This is a genomic window from Streptomyces sp. NPDC023573 (genome assembly GCF_055559735.1).
Window position 1 is genome coordinate 123,723 of the sequence record NZ_JBVHKB010000012.1, and the last position, 13,317, is coordinate 137,039.

General features: G+C 69.4%; 13 protein-coding genes. All 13 read left to right on the forward strand.

All coding sequences use genetic code 11. The annotated features are described in order from the left end of the window. The first annotated feature begins 9 nt into the window (after positions 1-9). Positions 10-1,227 (forward strand): IS701 family transposase, encoded by a 1,218-nt coding sequence (locus ACZ32T_RS31295; RefSeq protein ID WP_467370427.1) that lies wholly within the window; start codon positions 10-12, stop codon positions 1,225-1,227. 145 nt (positions 1,228-1,372) lie between these two features. Next, positions 1,373-2,425: a hypothetical protein gene (locus tag ACZ32T_RS31300; protein ID WP_467370429.1), complete on the forward strand. Its 1,053-nt coding sequence runs from the start codon at positions 1,373-1,375 to the stop codon at positions 2,423-2,425. Positions 2,426-2,680: 255 nt separating this feature from the next. Then, the gene (locus ACZ32T_RS31305) at positions 2,681-3,175 is read left to right on the forward strand and encodes a PhzA/PhzB family protein (RefSeq protein WP_467267682.1); all 495 of its coding nucleotides are present in this window, start codon (positions 2,681-2,683) and stop codon (positions 3,173-3,175) included. A 52-nt stretch (positions 3,176-3,227) separates the two neighbouring features. Then, complete coding sequence (locus ACZ32T_RS31310) at positions 3,228-4,400, forward strand: 3-deoxy-7-phosphoheptulonate synthase (RefSeq protein WP_467370431.1); 1,173 nt, start codon at positions 3,228-3,230, stop codon at positions 4,398-4,400. Positions 4,401-4,434: 34 nt separating this feature from the next. Next, the gene (locus tag ACZ32T_RS31315; protein WP_467267678.1) at positions 4,435-5,058 is read left to right on the forward strand and encodes an isochorismatase family protein; all 624 of its coding nucleotides are present in this window, start codon (positions 4,435-4,437) and stop codon (positions 5,056-5,058) included. Beyond that, the gene (locus ACZ32T_RS31320; protein ID WP_467370433.1) at positions 5,055-7,037 is read left to right on the forward strand and encodes an anthranilate synthase family protein; all 1,983 of its coding nucleotides are present in this window, start codon (positions 5,055-5,057) and stop codon (positions 7,035-7,037) included. Before ACZ32T_RS31315 ends, ACZ32T_RS31320 begins: the two co-directional genes overlap by 4 nt. 88 nt (positions 7,038-7,125) lie before the next feature. After that, entirely contained in the window at positions 7,126-7,962 is an 837-nt protein-coding gene (locus ACZ32T_RS31325) for a PhzF family phenazine biosynthesis protein (RefSeq protein WP_467267675.1), read from the forward strand. Between the two features lie 130 nt (positions 7,963-8,092). Further along, on the forward strand, positions 8,093-8,728 hold the full coding sequence (gene phzG, locus ACZ32T_RS31330; protein WP_467267674.1) for a phenazine biosynthesis FMN-dependent oxidase PhzG: 636 nt from the start codon (positions 8,093-8,095) through the stop codon (positions 8,726-8,728). Positions 8,729-8,916: 188 nt separating this feature from the next. Further along, positions 8,917-9,297, forward strand: coding sequence for a nuclear transport factor 2 family protein (locus ACZ32T_RS31335; RefSeq protein ID WP_467267672.1), 381 nt, complete (start codon positions 8,917-8,919; stop codon positions 9,295-9,297). A gap of 93 nt (positions 9,298-9,390) precedes the next feature. Continuing rightward, on the forward strand, positions 9,391-9,801 hold the full coding sequence (locus tag ACZ32T_RS31340; RefSeq protein ID WP_467267670.1) for a YybH family protein: 411 nt from the start codon (positions 9,391-9,393) through the stop codon (positions 9,799-9,801). A gap of 48 nt (positions 9,802-9,849) precedes the next feature. Next, positions 9,850-10,662, forward strand: coding sequence for a methyltransferase domain-containing protein (locus ACZ32T_RS31345; protein ID WP_467267668.1), 813 nt, complete (start codon positions 9,850-9,852; stop codon positions 10,660-10,662). 85 nt (positions 10,663-10,747) lie between these two features. Next, positions 10,748-11,980 (forward strand): MFS transporter, encoded by a 1,233-nt coding sequence (locus ACZ32T_RS31350; protein ID WP_467267666.1) that lies wholly within the window; start codon positions 10,748-10,750, stop codon positions 11,978-11,980. 196 nt (positions 11,981-12,176) lie between these two features. Then, positions 12,177-13,262 carry a transposase gene (locus ACZ32T_RS31355; protein ID WP_467267664.1) on the forward strand — a complete coding sequence of 362 codons (1,086 nt, stop codon included), beginning with the start codon at positions 12,177-12,179 and terminating at the stop codon, positions 13,260-13,262. Positions 13,263-13,317 lie beyond the last annotated feature (55 nt).

Here is a 13,317-nt window from a genome sequence, read left to right on the forward strand (position 1 = left end):
GGGAGACCCGTGAGTGTGACCGTCAGTGAAGCACGTGCGGTGCACGCACCACAGTCCTGGTCCGCTTACCGCCTCGGCGAGTTGTCGGATCTGCGCGAGTCGGTGGCTTCAGGAATGGGCGAAGTGCTGTTCACCTCGTTCGCACGTCGGGACCAGCGCCGCAAGGGCGAACAATACCTGCGTGGGCTGCTGTGCACACAGGGCCGCAAGTCGATCCGCAACATCGCAGCCCAGGTGGGCGGTTCGGCCACCGAGCAGAGCCTGCACCACTTCATCAGCAGTTCCACCTGGGACTGGCGGCCGGTTCGCGAGGCCCTCGCGGGATACCTGACGGAGTTCACCACACCTCAGGCATGGGTGGTGCACCCGCTGTCCATCCCCAAGGCGGGCGACCAGTCGGTGGGCGTCGACTACGGCGTCGACCCCTGCACCGGTGTCTTCCGGGGACAGCGGGCCTTCGGCGTCTGGCATGCAAATGGGAGGCTCAACACCCCGGTCAACTGGCGACTGTTCCTGCCCGACCCGTGGCTCGGCGATGAGGAGCGGCGACGCCAGGCGGAGATCCCGGAGGAGACGGGGCGGGAGACCCTGGAGCAATGCGCCACGAACGCCGCCCTGGAGATGCTGCTGTCCTGGAAGGTGCCCGTTCGCCCGGTGGTGCTCAATATCCATATCAACCGGATTGCCGAGACCATGGAGCGGTTCACCGCCGCCGGAGTCCCCGTCGCCGCCCGGGTCCGGGGCACCGCCCGGCTTCTGATGGGCGAACCTGCGCTACCCGGCTACGACGGAGGAGTCCTGGAGGCCCAGCGGATCCTCGAAGGCGTGCGCGGACTGCGCCGCCCGGTCAGGGTCCCCGGTCAGGACGGTGGCACACTGGCCGCCGCGGTGCGGGTGGCGTGCCCCGGCGAGCTGCCGCTCTCACGCAGGGTGGGTGCGCACGAAGCCGTCGGCGGTCTCACCCTCGTCGGGGAGTGGCAGGACGCCCGGGGACCGCTCAGCGCCCTGTGGGTCACCAACGCCACCGCGGTGCCCGCCGAGGCGCTGAGTCGGCTCACCAGGCTCGGCGGAAGGGCCTGCCAGGACCTCGCGGGAGCGGGGGAGGACGTGGGGCTGAAGGACTTCGAGGGGCGTTCCTTCCGCGGCTGGCATCGCCACATCACTCTGGCCTCCGCCGCGCACGCCGTGGCGGCCCTGGCGGGAACCGACGCAAGGTTCCGGCGGTGACCCCGCGATGACGACTTGACGGACTCCGGGCCACCTGACGTAGTGCCCGCCGCGCCATTGGCTGTGCCTCGAGAGTCCCGCACGATTCAAGCCATGGGGTACTGGGTCGAGACGACCGAAGAGACCCGAGGGGGGGAGTACGACCGTGACATTCACCGGCAGGCCGGGTGGGGCCGTCCAGCCAGAATCCACGAGCATCGAGAGAGTCCCGATAGACCGACTGAGACCGTCCGACTCGCCCCGCGGCGGGACCTGCGACGAGAGCCACGTCCTCGCCCTGGCCGGCTCGGGCCGGGAGTTCGAGGCGCTCCTGGTGCACCGGCCGACGATGCGTGTCATCGACGGGATGCACCGGCTGTCCGCCGCCCGGATCCGGGGCTATGACACCGTCGCGGTGCGCTTTTTCGACGGCAGCCAGGCGGACGCGTACGTCCTGTCCGTCCAGCTGAACGTCCGGCACGGACTGCCGCTCTCGCGGGCCGAGCGGCGTACCGCCGCCGAGCGCATCGTGCGCACTCACCCCCACTGGTCCGACCGCGCAATCGCGGAGCGCACCGGACTGAGCGGCAAGACCGTGGGCAAGCTGAGGGAGGGTGCGAGTGAGGAAATTCCTCAGCCACACGCCCGGGTCGGCCGCGATGGCACCGCGCGCCCGCTCAGCAGCCTCGACGGGAGACTGCGCGCGGCAGATCTGATCGCCGCCGACCCCACCGCGTCGCTGCGCGACCTCGCCCGCAGGTCGGGTCTCTCCACCGCGACGGTACGAGACGTACGCGACCGGCTGCGGCGCGGCGAGGCCCCGGCGCCCGAAAGTGTGTGCAGGGTCAGGCCCCCGCACCGGGAGACCCCGGCGAAAGCGCCGTGCGCCGGGGAGCCGGCCGCCACCCCGGGACGCCCTGGCCCCCAGCCCGCCCCGGGGACCGGCAGAGACAGGGGCGAGCCCCACCACGACTCCGTCGACGAGGCTGTGGGCAAACTGCTCAGGGACCCCTCCCTCAAGGGCAGTGAACCCGGCCGACAACTGCTGCGCGCCCTGGTCGCCACGGACCTGACCCCGCACCAGTGGCGGCGGCTCGCTGCAGTCCTGCCCGAACACTGCGCTCCGCTGGTGCGCACCGTGGCCACCCGGCGCGCCGCCGAATGGAACGCCCTCGCGAACGCGGTGAAGCCCGAGCGAGGGCGCCGGATGTCCGCCTGAGCAGCCGTCCTCCGCCCCATTCCCCTTCTCTTTTCCCCTTCCTCTTCCCCTTTTCTTGCCGGAGTATCCCGTGGCCGCGAGCTGCTCCGGCACGCCTGAACATCTGGTCGGGCGCCGAGAAAACTGGGTGTTCAATTTTCTTCCGTGTGTAGTGGCCGGTCATTAGGCTGCATCAAGTCCACTGCTGATCCAGGCGCTTGTTCCGGGTGAAAGCCTCCGCGCCTCCGTCCGTCGCCCGCCGAGAAAGGGACCACCATGTCCGAAACCGTGACCGAGGTTGTCGAGGGTTTCACCGACGCGACCGAACTGCGCCGAAAGCACCGGGCCGTCGTCGAGCAATACATGAACACCAAGGGGCAGGATCGACTGCGTCGCCACGAGCTCTTCACCGAGGACGGCAGCGGTGGCCTCTGGACCACCGACACCGGAGCCCCGATCGTCATCAACGGACGCGGCCGGCTCGCCGAACATGCAGTGTGGTCGCTGAAGTGCTTCCCCGACTGGGAGTGGTACAACATCCGCGTCTTCGAGACGGACGACCCCAATCGTTTTTGGGTCGAATGTGACGGGCATGGACTCATTCGATTCCCCGGTTACCCCGAGGGCTACTACGAAAACCACTTCCTGCACTCTTTCGAGCTGGCGAACGGGAAGATCAAGCAGAACCGTGAATTCATGAACCCATTCGAGCAGTTGCGTGCACTCGGAATTCCGGTGCCGGAGATCAAGCGCGAGGGAATACCCACCTGAGGTCTCGTCGGCAGTCGAGTCCGCTTCCTCCCACTCTTGGAGAGAGAACAGCATGGAAAATGCCCTGCACGCCGATGAGTCCCGGGCCGCCCTCCACCAGCCGCAATGGGGCGACCCGCTCCAGGTCCAACGAGTCCGGGAGACCCTGGAGGCCCGCCCGCCGCTTGCCCGGGCGGACGACATCCGCGTGCTGCGCGCACTGCTGGGCCGGGTCGCCGCAGGAGAGGCGCTGATGGTGCAGGCGGGCGACTGCGCCGAGGACGTCAACGAGCACACTCCCGGCTACGTGGCGCGCAAAGCGGCACTCCTCGACCTGCTTGCGGGCACCCTTCGGATGACGACGCACAAGCCGGTCGTGCGGGTGGGCAGGATCGCGGGGCAGTTCGCCAAACCGCGCTCCAGCCCCACCGAGTGGATCGGCGGAAGGGAACTCCCCTCCTACCGCGGCGACATGGTCAACGGCCCCGAGCCGGACGCCGAGAGCCGCCGCCCGGACCCGCTGCGCATCCTGGCCGGCTACATGGCCGCGAACGACATCGTGGAGAACCTCGGCTGGAAGTCTCGCACCGAGGGCCAGGGCATCGAGGCTCCGGTGTGGACCAGCCACGAGGCCCTGCTGCTCGACTACGAAATCCCGATGCTGCGCCGCCACGGAGGTGGCGGCACCTACCTCGGCTCCACCCACCTGCCGTGGATCGGGGAACGCACCCGACAGGTGGACGGCGCACATGTCGCTCTGCTCGCAGGCGTGTTCAACCCGATAGCCTGCAAGGTAGGCCCCGGAATGACGCCCGCGGAGCTCTTGGCCCTGTGCGAGCGGTTGGATCCCGCGAGGGACCGCGGGCGGCTCACGCTGATCGCCCGTATGGGGGCGGACCGCGTCGCCGACCGGCTGCCCCCGCTCGCCGAGGCGGTCCGTGCGGCAGGGCACCCGGTGATCTGGCTGACAGACCCGATGCACGGCAACACCGTCACCGCCCCTGGCGGCAACAAGACCCGCATGCTGGCGACGGTCGTGCGCGAGGTGCGCCAGTTCCAGCAGGCCGTGCTCGCCGCCGGGGGCGTCGCCGGCGGCCTGCACCTGGAGACCACCCCGGACGACGTCACCGAGTGCGCCACCGACGAGGCCGCCCTGGCCTTGGTCGGCGAGAGGTACACCAGCCGCTGCGACCCGCGGCTCAACCCCGGCCAGGCCGTCGACGTGGTCTCGGCCTGGGTCGGCTGACCCCCCCACCCCTCATAGCCTGGAGGCCAGGGCCATGCCCGGCATACCGTCCATCGAACCGTACGCGTTGCTCACCGTCGGCGAGCTGCCCACCAACACCGCCCGCTGGACCGTCGACCCCGAGCGCGCGGTCCTGCTGGTCCACGACATGCAGCGGTACTTCCTCAAGCCCTTCCCTTCCCCCTTGCGCGAAGGACTCGTCGCCCACGCCGCCCTGTTGCGGCAGTGGAGCATCACGCACGGCGTCCCGGTGGCGTACACCGCCCAGCCCGGTGGCATGGACGACGAGCAGCGCGGACTCCTGAAGGACTTCTGGGGCCCGGGGATGCGCACCGACCCCGCCGACCGGGAGGTCGTCGACGAACTGACCCCCGGACCGGACGACTGGGTGCTCACCAAGTGGCGCTATAGCGCCTTCTTCCGCTCCGACCTGCTGGAGCGCATGCGTGCCGCCGGACGCGACCAGCTGATCGTCTGCGGCGTCTACGCACACGTCGGCGTGCTCATGACGACGGTCGAGGCGTTCACCCACGGCATCCAGCCGTTCCTGGTGGCCGACGCCGTCGCCGACTTCTCGGCCGAGTACCACCGCATGGCCGTGAGATACGCCGCGGAGCGCTGTGCCATGGTGCTCACCACCAAGGAGGTCGTCGCATGAGCGCCCGGCCGACGTCGCTGCGGGGCGACGGCTCGACGGGGCCGGGGCTCCTCGACCGGATTCTGGGCGTCGCTCCGGGGCCGTTCGCGGTGCTGCACCGCCCCGAGGCGACGGGTGCGGGGTACCTCGACGTTCTGGTCGGCGAGGTCTCTCAGCCGGACACCCTGGCCGAGATCCCGTTGCCCGACGGGTCGCCGCCCGGCGGGGGAGTGCGGCACGACGTGCTCGCCGTCGTCCCGTACCGGCAGATCGCAGAGCGCGGATTCGCCGCCCCCGACGACGGCGCACCGCTGATCACGCTGAGCGTCACCGGCCAGGAGACCGTACGCGTGGAGGACGCGACCGCACGTATCCCCGATGTCCCCACCGAACTGCTCGACCCGCACTTCGACGTGAGCGACGAGGAGTACGCCGACACCGTGCGCACCGTCCTCCACGACGCCATCGGTACGGGTGCGGGCGCCAACTTCGTCGTCAAGCGGTCTTTCGTCGCCGACATCAGCGACTACGGACCGCACCGGGCACTCGCGCTCTTCCGCCGGCTGCTTGCCCGGGAGTCCGGCGCCTACTGGACGTTCGTCATCCACACCGGTGACCGCACCTTCGTCGGCGCCTCGCCCGAACGGCACCTCAGCGTCCGGGACGGGACGGCTGTCATGAACCCGATCAGCGGCACGTACCGTTACCCGCTGTCCGGACCCGAACTGCCCGGCATCATGGACTTCCTCGCCGACCGCAAGGAGACCGACGAGCTCTACATGGTCGTCGACGAGGAACTGAAGATGATGGCCCAGATATGCCCCGAGGGCGGCCGGGTCGTCGGTCCCTACCTCAAGGAACTGGGCAGCGTCGCGCACACCGAGTACTTCATCGAGGGGCACACCGACCGGGACGTCCGCGACGTGCTGCGGGAGACGCTGTTCGCCCCGACCGTCACGGGGAGCCCGCTCGAGAGCGCCTGCCGGGTCATCGAACAGTACGAGCCCCGGGGCCGCGGCTACTACAGCGGTGTCGTCGCCCTGATCAGCCGCGACGACCGCGGCGCTCGGCACATGGACTCGGCCATTCTGATCCGCACCGCGGACATCTCCGCGGCGGGCCGCCTGAGCATCGGCGTCGGGGCCACCCTGGTGCGCCACTCCGATCCCCTCGCGGAGGCCGCCGAGACCCGGGCCAAGGCCGCGGGCCTGATCGCCGCCCTTCAGACGCCCGCGGTCAGCCGCTTCGCCGAACACCCCACCGTCCGCGCCGCCCTGGGCAGCAGGAACGACACCATCGCCGACTTCTGGCTGAGCGACGTCGGGCAACGGATGCGACCGGCCCCCGACCTCCTGGGCCGCCGGGTCCTGGTCGTCGACGCCGAGGACACCTTCACCGCCATGATCGCCGGCCAGCTCCGTTCGCTGGGGCTCGTGGTGGCGGTGCGGCGCTTCGACGAGGACTACTCCTTCGACGGCCACGATCTGGTGGTCATGGGTCCGGGACCGGGCGACCCGAGCGCCGACGACCACCCGAAGATGCGGCATCTGCGCGCAGCCGTGGACTCCCTGCTGCGCGAGCGGCGGCCGTTCCTCGCCGTCTGCCTCAGCCACCAGACGCTCAGTCGGCGGTTGGGCCTACGACTTCGCCGCAGGGACGTCCCCAACCAGGGCGTGCAGAGGACCGTCGACCTGTTCGGCGCGGTGGAACGAGTCGGCTTCTACAACACATTCGTCGCCGTCAGCGACGACGGCTTCGTCGAGGTCGACGGGGTCGGCACGGTCGAGGTGAGCCGGTCCGCGGACACTGGCGAGGTGCATGCCCTGCGGGGGCCGCACTTCGCGTCCATGCAGTTCCACCCCGAGTCCGTGCTCACCCGGAATGGTCCGGACATCGTGGCGCGTGCGATACGCGACGTGCTCTTCCTGCCCGGAGACAGCGACGTGCTCACCCTTGCCGCGGAAGCGGAACCGGCGGACGCGCCGCGCGTCACCGTCTGACCGTGGTCCACCGCGTACGGCACCGCGGCACCGCAACCGTCTGGACCCGGAGCGCCACTCGCACTTCACCCGAGGAGAGAGACCCGATATGCACAGGTACGTCGTAGTGGATGCGTTCGCCGAGGAGCCCCTGCGCGGCAATCCCGTCGCCGTCTTCTTCGACGCCGACGACATCCCCGGCGAGCGCATGCAGAAGATCGCCAGGGAGATGCACCTGTCCGAGACCACCTTCGTGCTCACACCCCAGCACGACGGGGACGCGCGCATCCGCATCTTCACGCCCGTCAACGAACTGCCCTTCGCGGGGCACCCGATGCTGGGCACCGCCATAGCACTGGGCGCCGAGACCGACCGGGACAAGCTCCTGCTGGAAACCCAGATGGGAACCATCCCCTTCGAGCTGGACCGCGAGGCCGGCCAGACAGTCTCCGCCCGCATGCAACAGCCGGTCGCCACATGGGAGTTGTTCGATCAAACCGGTGAACTCCTGGCGGCGCTCGGGGTACGGGAGTCGACCCTGCCGGTGGAGATCTACCGCAACGGCCCCCGGCACGTCTTCGTGGGACTCCCGAGCGTCGAGGCGCTGTCCCGCCTGCACCCCGACCACCGGGCGCTCGCCGCGTTCGAGGACCTGGCCGTCAACTGCTTCGCGGGAGAGGGAACGCACTGGCGCAGCCGGATGTTCTCACCAGCCTACGGAGTGGTGGAGGACGCGGCCACCGGTTCGGCCGCCGGACCGCTCGCCATGCACCTCGGCCGCCACGGACTGATCGCGTACGGGCAACCGGTGCAAATCCTCCAGGGCGTCGAGATCGGCCGCCCCTCCCTGATGCTGGCCCGCGCAGAAGGCGAGGGAGAGCGCTTCGTGTCCGTGGAAGTCGGCGGCAGCGGCGCCCTGTTCGCACAAGGCACGGCACTCGTCTGACCGGCGCGGACGCGAGGCGCGCGCCCTATGGCGCGGCCCGTCTCGGCCCCGTGGGGGCCGGCCATCTCATGTACGTCCGCCACGTGATGCCCGCCATTCACCCGACCACCACATGACAGCGGAGGCAGCAATGAGTTCAAACAGGTCGGAAACGCTCACCGGAACCGTCGGCATCAGTTTTCCCGAATACGACGCGCCGCCGCCCGGTCCGGTGGGGATCGTCCGGGACTGGTGGAACACCGCCGTTCGGCTCGATGTACGGGAACCGAGGGCGCTCGCCCTCGCCACTGCCGACGAACGGGGGCGCCCGTCGACCAGAATCGTCGCGGTGAACGAGATAACCGACGAGGGCTTCGTCTTCGCCACGCACCTCAACAGCCAGAAGGGCCGCGAACTCGCTGGGAATCCCTGGGCGTCGGGGGTCCTGTACTGGCGCGAGACCAGCCAGCAGATCAGTGTCAGCGGATCGGTGGAGGTGCTCGGGCCCGAGGTGGCCGACGCCAAGTGGCTGGAGCGCCCCCTGTTCACGCACGCCGCTTCGGTGACCTCGCGGCAGAGCGAGGAGATGCTCGACATGGTGGCGTTCCAGGCCGAGGTCGCACGCCTCGCGGAGGTCGGCCCGCTGCCGCGTCCGGAGACCTACGTCGCCTGCCTGCTGCGCTTCGACAGCGTTGAGTTCTGGGCCAACGGTGAGAACCGTGTGCACCAGCGGCTGCGGTACGACAAGAACGGTGACGGGTACGCGGTGCGACGCCTCCAGCCGTGACCCCCGGAGGACCCCTGTGCGGGGCGTCCGACCAGGTGCCGCTCCGCTCTCCGGTGGAGCGGCACCTTTGCGCTGTCGGAACACTTCGGAGGTGGGCTCGCCCGCGCCGACCGGACCGCTGGCGATGACTTGACATAGTGCGGTGCGACCCGTCGCCAGAATCCGGCAGCCTGCGCACAATTCATTGAGTGAGCGAAGAGTTCGAGGAAACAGAGAAGCCCGAACCGGACGACGCCCGGAAGATAGCAGCGGCTTACATTGCGGCTTGGCGGGACAAAGAATTCGACGTCTTGAGGGAACTCCTGGCCGATGATTTCTCCTACGTCGGTCCGTTGGCGACGCTGGTCGACCCAGACGAGTGCAGGAAATCACTGGAGCGCATGGCGCCGGTGACGACGGACCTTCTGGTGGAACGGGTTTTCGCCTCCGAGTCCGACGTCGTCACATGGTTCACCCTGCACACCAGTGTCGCCCTGCCCACTCCCGTCGCGAACTGGATTCACGTCGAGGACGGAAAGATCAACAGAATTCGGGCCGTCTACGACCCGCGCGCGCTGATCGCCGACTGACTTCTGAGCGGTTCTCCGACCGCGATCCGGTCCGTCCCTCCACGGCACAGCAGCCTGCCTCCAACACCCACGACAGACGAGGAGCCGATCCCGATGACCACAGAGCGCGAGAGAGCCCACGAGCCCGACACACTGGTGACCGCCGAGCGCGAGCGGGCGTACGAGCCCGAGGCACTGGCCCGCCTGTGGGTGGAGTGCGCGAACGAGGGCGATGCCGAGGGCATGGCTGCCCTCTACGAACCGGACGCCGTCATGGCCTTCCCGATCGGCGAGGAACACCACGGACGCCAGGCCATACAGCGGGCGTTCGTCGGGATGCTGGAGAAGTTCTCGTACTTCCCGATGGAGAAGTCGCTGCCCACGCTGCTTCTCGGCGACATCGCCCTGACATCGAGCGTTCCGCAGGACAACAGCCGCGGCCGGTACCAGGTTGCCCGACGACAGCCCGACGGCAGCTGGCTGCGGGTCCTGCACTCGTCCGGCTACTTCGGCGAACCCGGCTGACCTTCGCCCAGCGCCTGCTGGCACCCCCTCGGAAAGGAAAGCAGTGCCATGAGCACAAGCGTTGTGCCTGCCGATGCCTACACGACAGGTCTGCTGAGCAAGGACCTGCCCACTGAGCTGGAGCGGCTCCGACTCCTGGAGAAGACCTACGACCCGGGCACGGTGGAGACACTGGGCCGGCTTCCGATGCGAGCCGACTGGCGGTGCTTGGAACTGGGCGCGGGCGCGGGTTCCATCGCGTACTGGCTCGCCGATCGGGTGCCCGACGGCTCGGTCCTCGCGCTGGACATCGACCCCCGGTTCATCGACGCCGACCACGAGGGCCCTCTGGAGGTGCGCCGGTCGGACGTGACCACCGACGACTTCCCGGCCGGCTCCTTCGACCTGATCCACGCCCGCGCGGTGTTCATGCACCTGCCACAGCGCGAGGAGATCGTCGAGCGGGCGATGCGCTGGCTGGCCCCCGGCGGCTGGCTGGTTCTGGAGGACGTGCACTTCCTGCCCGCGGCCGGCTCCGCGTACCCCGCATGGCGAGAGGTCCACGGCGCGTACCTGACAGCGCTCGCCGGGCAGGGCATCGACCTGTCCTGGGCGAGGCGCATCCCGGCCCAGCTGGACGCGGTCGGCTGCGACTCCGTGGGCGTCTCCGTCACTCCCGGCGGTCTCGGCGTGGACCCGGTGCAGGACCAACTGCTGGCCATCCGGCTCGTCCAGAGCGGCCCGCGACTGGTCGAGGCGGGCCTGGTGACCGCCGAACAGGTCGAAGCGGCCCAGGCGCTGGTCGCCGAAGCACCGGCGCCCGATGTATCGACGTTCGTCTATTCCGGGTGGGGAAGAAAACCTTTCCACCCCGTCGGCTGAACGATTCCCCCCTCGGCTCCGGTGTCCTCGCCGACACCGGAGCATCTCCCTTGAAGCGATTCCCCTTGACGGCGGTGCGAAAGACATGAGTTCCACGCAAGAAAAAGCAGGCGCAGAAAACCCTGTGCCCCTGGTGGCGAAGAAGGAGTCGGCCACGGTAATCGCCTGGCTCTCGTTCGCGACCATGTTCGTGATCGGAACCGACACCTTCCTGGTCGCCCCGATGCTCCCCACGCTCTCCCGCAGTTTCGACGTCTCCACGAGCATGTCCGGCTGGATGGTCAGCGCCTATGCCCTCGGGTTCGCGCTTTTCGCGCTGGTGGCCGGGCCCCTCTCGGACGGCAGGAACCGGCGCAGCGTCCTCCTCCTCGGATTTGCCGGATTCACAGTGGCAACCGCACTCTGCGGCGTAGCACCCAACTTCTGGTCCATGATCGTTTTCCGGGTGCTCGCTGGTATGTCGGCCGCCCTGGTCACCCCCCAGCTGTGGGCGTCCATTCCCGTACTGGTCCCGGCCGACGCCATCGTGAAGACCATGGGACTGGCGGGTGCGGGCATGTCCATCTCCCAGGTCGTCGGCGTCCCCATCGGCGGCTGGCTGGCGGCCAGCTCCTGGCACGTGCCGTTCTTCGCGGTCGCCGGGCTCTCCGTCGTCGTCTGGCTCCTGCTGTTCCGGGTCTTCCCCTCGGTGCCCGCCGCGTCGTCGACCGGAGGCTTCTTCTCGGTGTACGCGGGACTCTTCCGCTCCCGCGCTTTCACCTGGTACCTGGTGGGATATCTCGCCTATCAGACCGGCGTGTTCGAGACCATCTCGTTCATCGGGACCTGGCTCGCCGAAGACTTCGGCCTCGGCGTCACCGCCATCGGCGCGGCGATGATGGCACTCGGCGTCGGCATGGCGATCACCTCGATCTTCGGCAACCACCTGATCAAGCGGTTGGGCGAGGAGCGCACGCTCGCCTATGCGTTCGTGGCGCTCATCCTCATCTACGGCGCGGTGCCGTTCGCCCCCAACCTGGCCACCGCGATCACCGGGCTGGCCCTGGGCTCCGTGGTGCTCGGCCTCAACTATCCGATCTTCATGGCCATGCTGCTCTCCCAGACCACTGCGGCACGCGGCACGGTCTCCTCGCTCGCCACGACCGCGCTATACGTCGGAACCATGATCGGCGGTTTCGTGGGCGGCGTCCTGCTCTCCTCGTTCGACGGCTTCCACGGCGTCTCCGGATTCACCGTTGCCTGCCTCGTGGTCGCCGGGCTCGTCTTCGCCGGCACCGGGGCTTTCCGGTCCAAGAAGCCGGAACCCGCCGCCGCCTGACCGGCAACGGCCGGATCAGCAGGGAAGCCCGCCTCCACGCATACGGCGGCGGGACCCCGGCCCGCCGACCACCGCCCGTGGTTGCGGGGCGCGTCCTTCGCACAAGAAGGACGCGCCCCGCGGCCATGGGCCTGCCGGTTGTGGCCGCGGAGCGCCGGTGGAAATACGTTCATTGTCCGGGAACCAGGGGGAGTTCATGAAGAGTGCCGTGCGGCGCGAAGCCGCCGGGGTCCAGCACGCCGACGAGGAGACGACAGGAGGCTTGTGCGAACTGCTGTTCGCCTCGCTCGCCCGCAGTGATCAGCGGACCCGCGCCACGGAGTACGTCAAGGGACTGCTCGTCACCGAGGGCCGCAGATCCTTCCGCAACATGGCGCTCTGCCTGGGCGATGGGGCCGCCCTGGAGCAGCGGCTGCACCACTTCGTCAGTTGCTCCACCTGGGACTGGATGCCGGTCCGGCATGCCCTCGCAGCCCGGGTGGCCGCCCGCGCACCGATCGACGCATGGGTACTGCGACCCATGTTCACGCCGAAGGAGGGGGACGACATCGTCGGCGTCCACCGCCAGTACCTCCCCGACCTCGGGGTGGTGCGCAGCGTGCAGTACGCCTTCGGGCTGTGGGTCGTGTCCGGGGGGCTGTGCCAGCCCGTCAACTGGCAGTTGCTGCGGCCCCGCACCACGCAGGGCTGGACAGGCCGGCAGGGAGCGCCGCCGCCCCCCGGCCGGAACCGAGGTCAGACCCCCACGGAGTGCGCGATCGAGGTGTACCTCGACCTGCTGGGCGACTCGTTGCGCCACGGGCCGGCCAGGCCGGTGGTGGTGGACGTCGACGGAATCGACGTGGTCGAGGCGGTCGGGCAGCTGCGGGCCGCCCGACTGCCATTCCTGGTCAAGGTCGGCCGGGCGGCCCCGCTCGGCCTCCTCTCCTCGGCGCTCCCCGCACGAGCCGGTCACCCCGCGACGGAGGACCTGCTGCTCTTCGGATGCGGTACGGACGAGGGCGCGGGCCCCGAAGAGGTCTGGCTCACCGACCTGTTGGACGCCGTACCCGCCGAACTGGCCGCGCTGGCCGCGTCGGCACGTACGGCGGAGGAATCGTTCGCGCGCATCACCGACCCGGCCGGCGCGCGCGACTTCACCGGCCGCACCTACGACGGCTGGCACCGCCACCTGACGCTCGTGTCCGTGGCGCATGCCGCCCGCGCGACGGCCGCCCACCCCTCGGTCATGACAGAGTCCGTGCTCGTTCCTGGTGCAGTCGAGCGAGTGCGTCTAGCGTGATCCCGTACGCGGCGCGCGGCTCCCGCCGCCGGCCGGAACGCGCCCGCCCGTGCCT

Coding starts and splice junctions, on each gene's coding strand:
- ACZ32T_RS31350 (WP_467267666.1), top strand. CDS start 10,748: ATGAGTTCCACGCAAGAAAAAGCAGGCGCAGAAAACCCTGTGCCCCTG.
- ACZ32T_RS31345 (WP_467267668.1), top strand. CDS start 9,850: ATGAGCACAAGCGTTGTGCCTGCCGATGCCTACACGACAGGTCTGCTG.
- ACZ32T_RS31320 (WP_467370433.1), top strand. CDS start 5,055: ATGAGCGCCCGGCCGACGTCGCTGCGGGGCGACGGCTCGACGGGGCCG.
- ACZ32T_RS31355 (WP_467267664.1), top strand. CDS start 12,177: ATGAAGAGTGCCGTGCGGCGCGAAGCCGCCGGGGTCCAGCACGCCGAC.
- ACZ32T_RS31305 (WP_467267682.1), top strand. CDS start 2,681: ATGTCCGAAACCGTGACCGAGGTTGTCGAGGGTTTCACCGACGCGACC.
- ACZ32T_RS31315 (WP_467267678.1), top strand. CDS start 4,435: ATGCCCGGCATACCGTCCATCGAACCGTACGCGTTGCTCACCGTCGGC.
- ACZ32T_RS31310 (WP_467370431.1), top strand. CDS start 3,228: ATGGAAAATGCCCTGCACGCCGATGAGTCCCGGGCCGCCCTCCACCAG.
- phzG (WP_467267674.1), top strand. CDS start 8,093: ATGAGTTCAAACAGGTCGGAAACGCTCACCGGAACCGTCGGCATCAGT.
- ACZ32T_RS31325 (WP_467267675.1), top strand. CDS start 7,126: ATGCACAGGTACGTCGTAGTGGATGCGTTCGCCGAGGAGCCCCTGCGC.
- ACZ32T_RS31340 (WP_467267670.1), top strand. CDS start 9,391: ATGACCACAGAGCGCGAGAGAGCCCACGAGCCCGACACACTGGTGACC.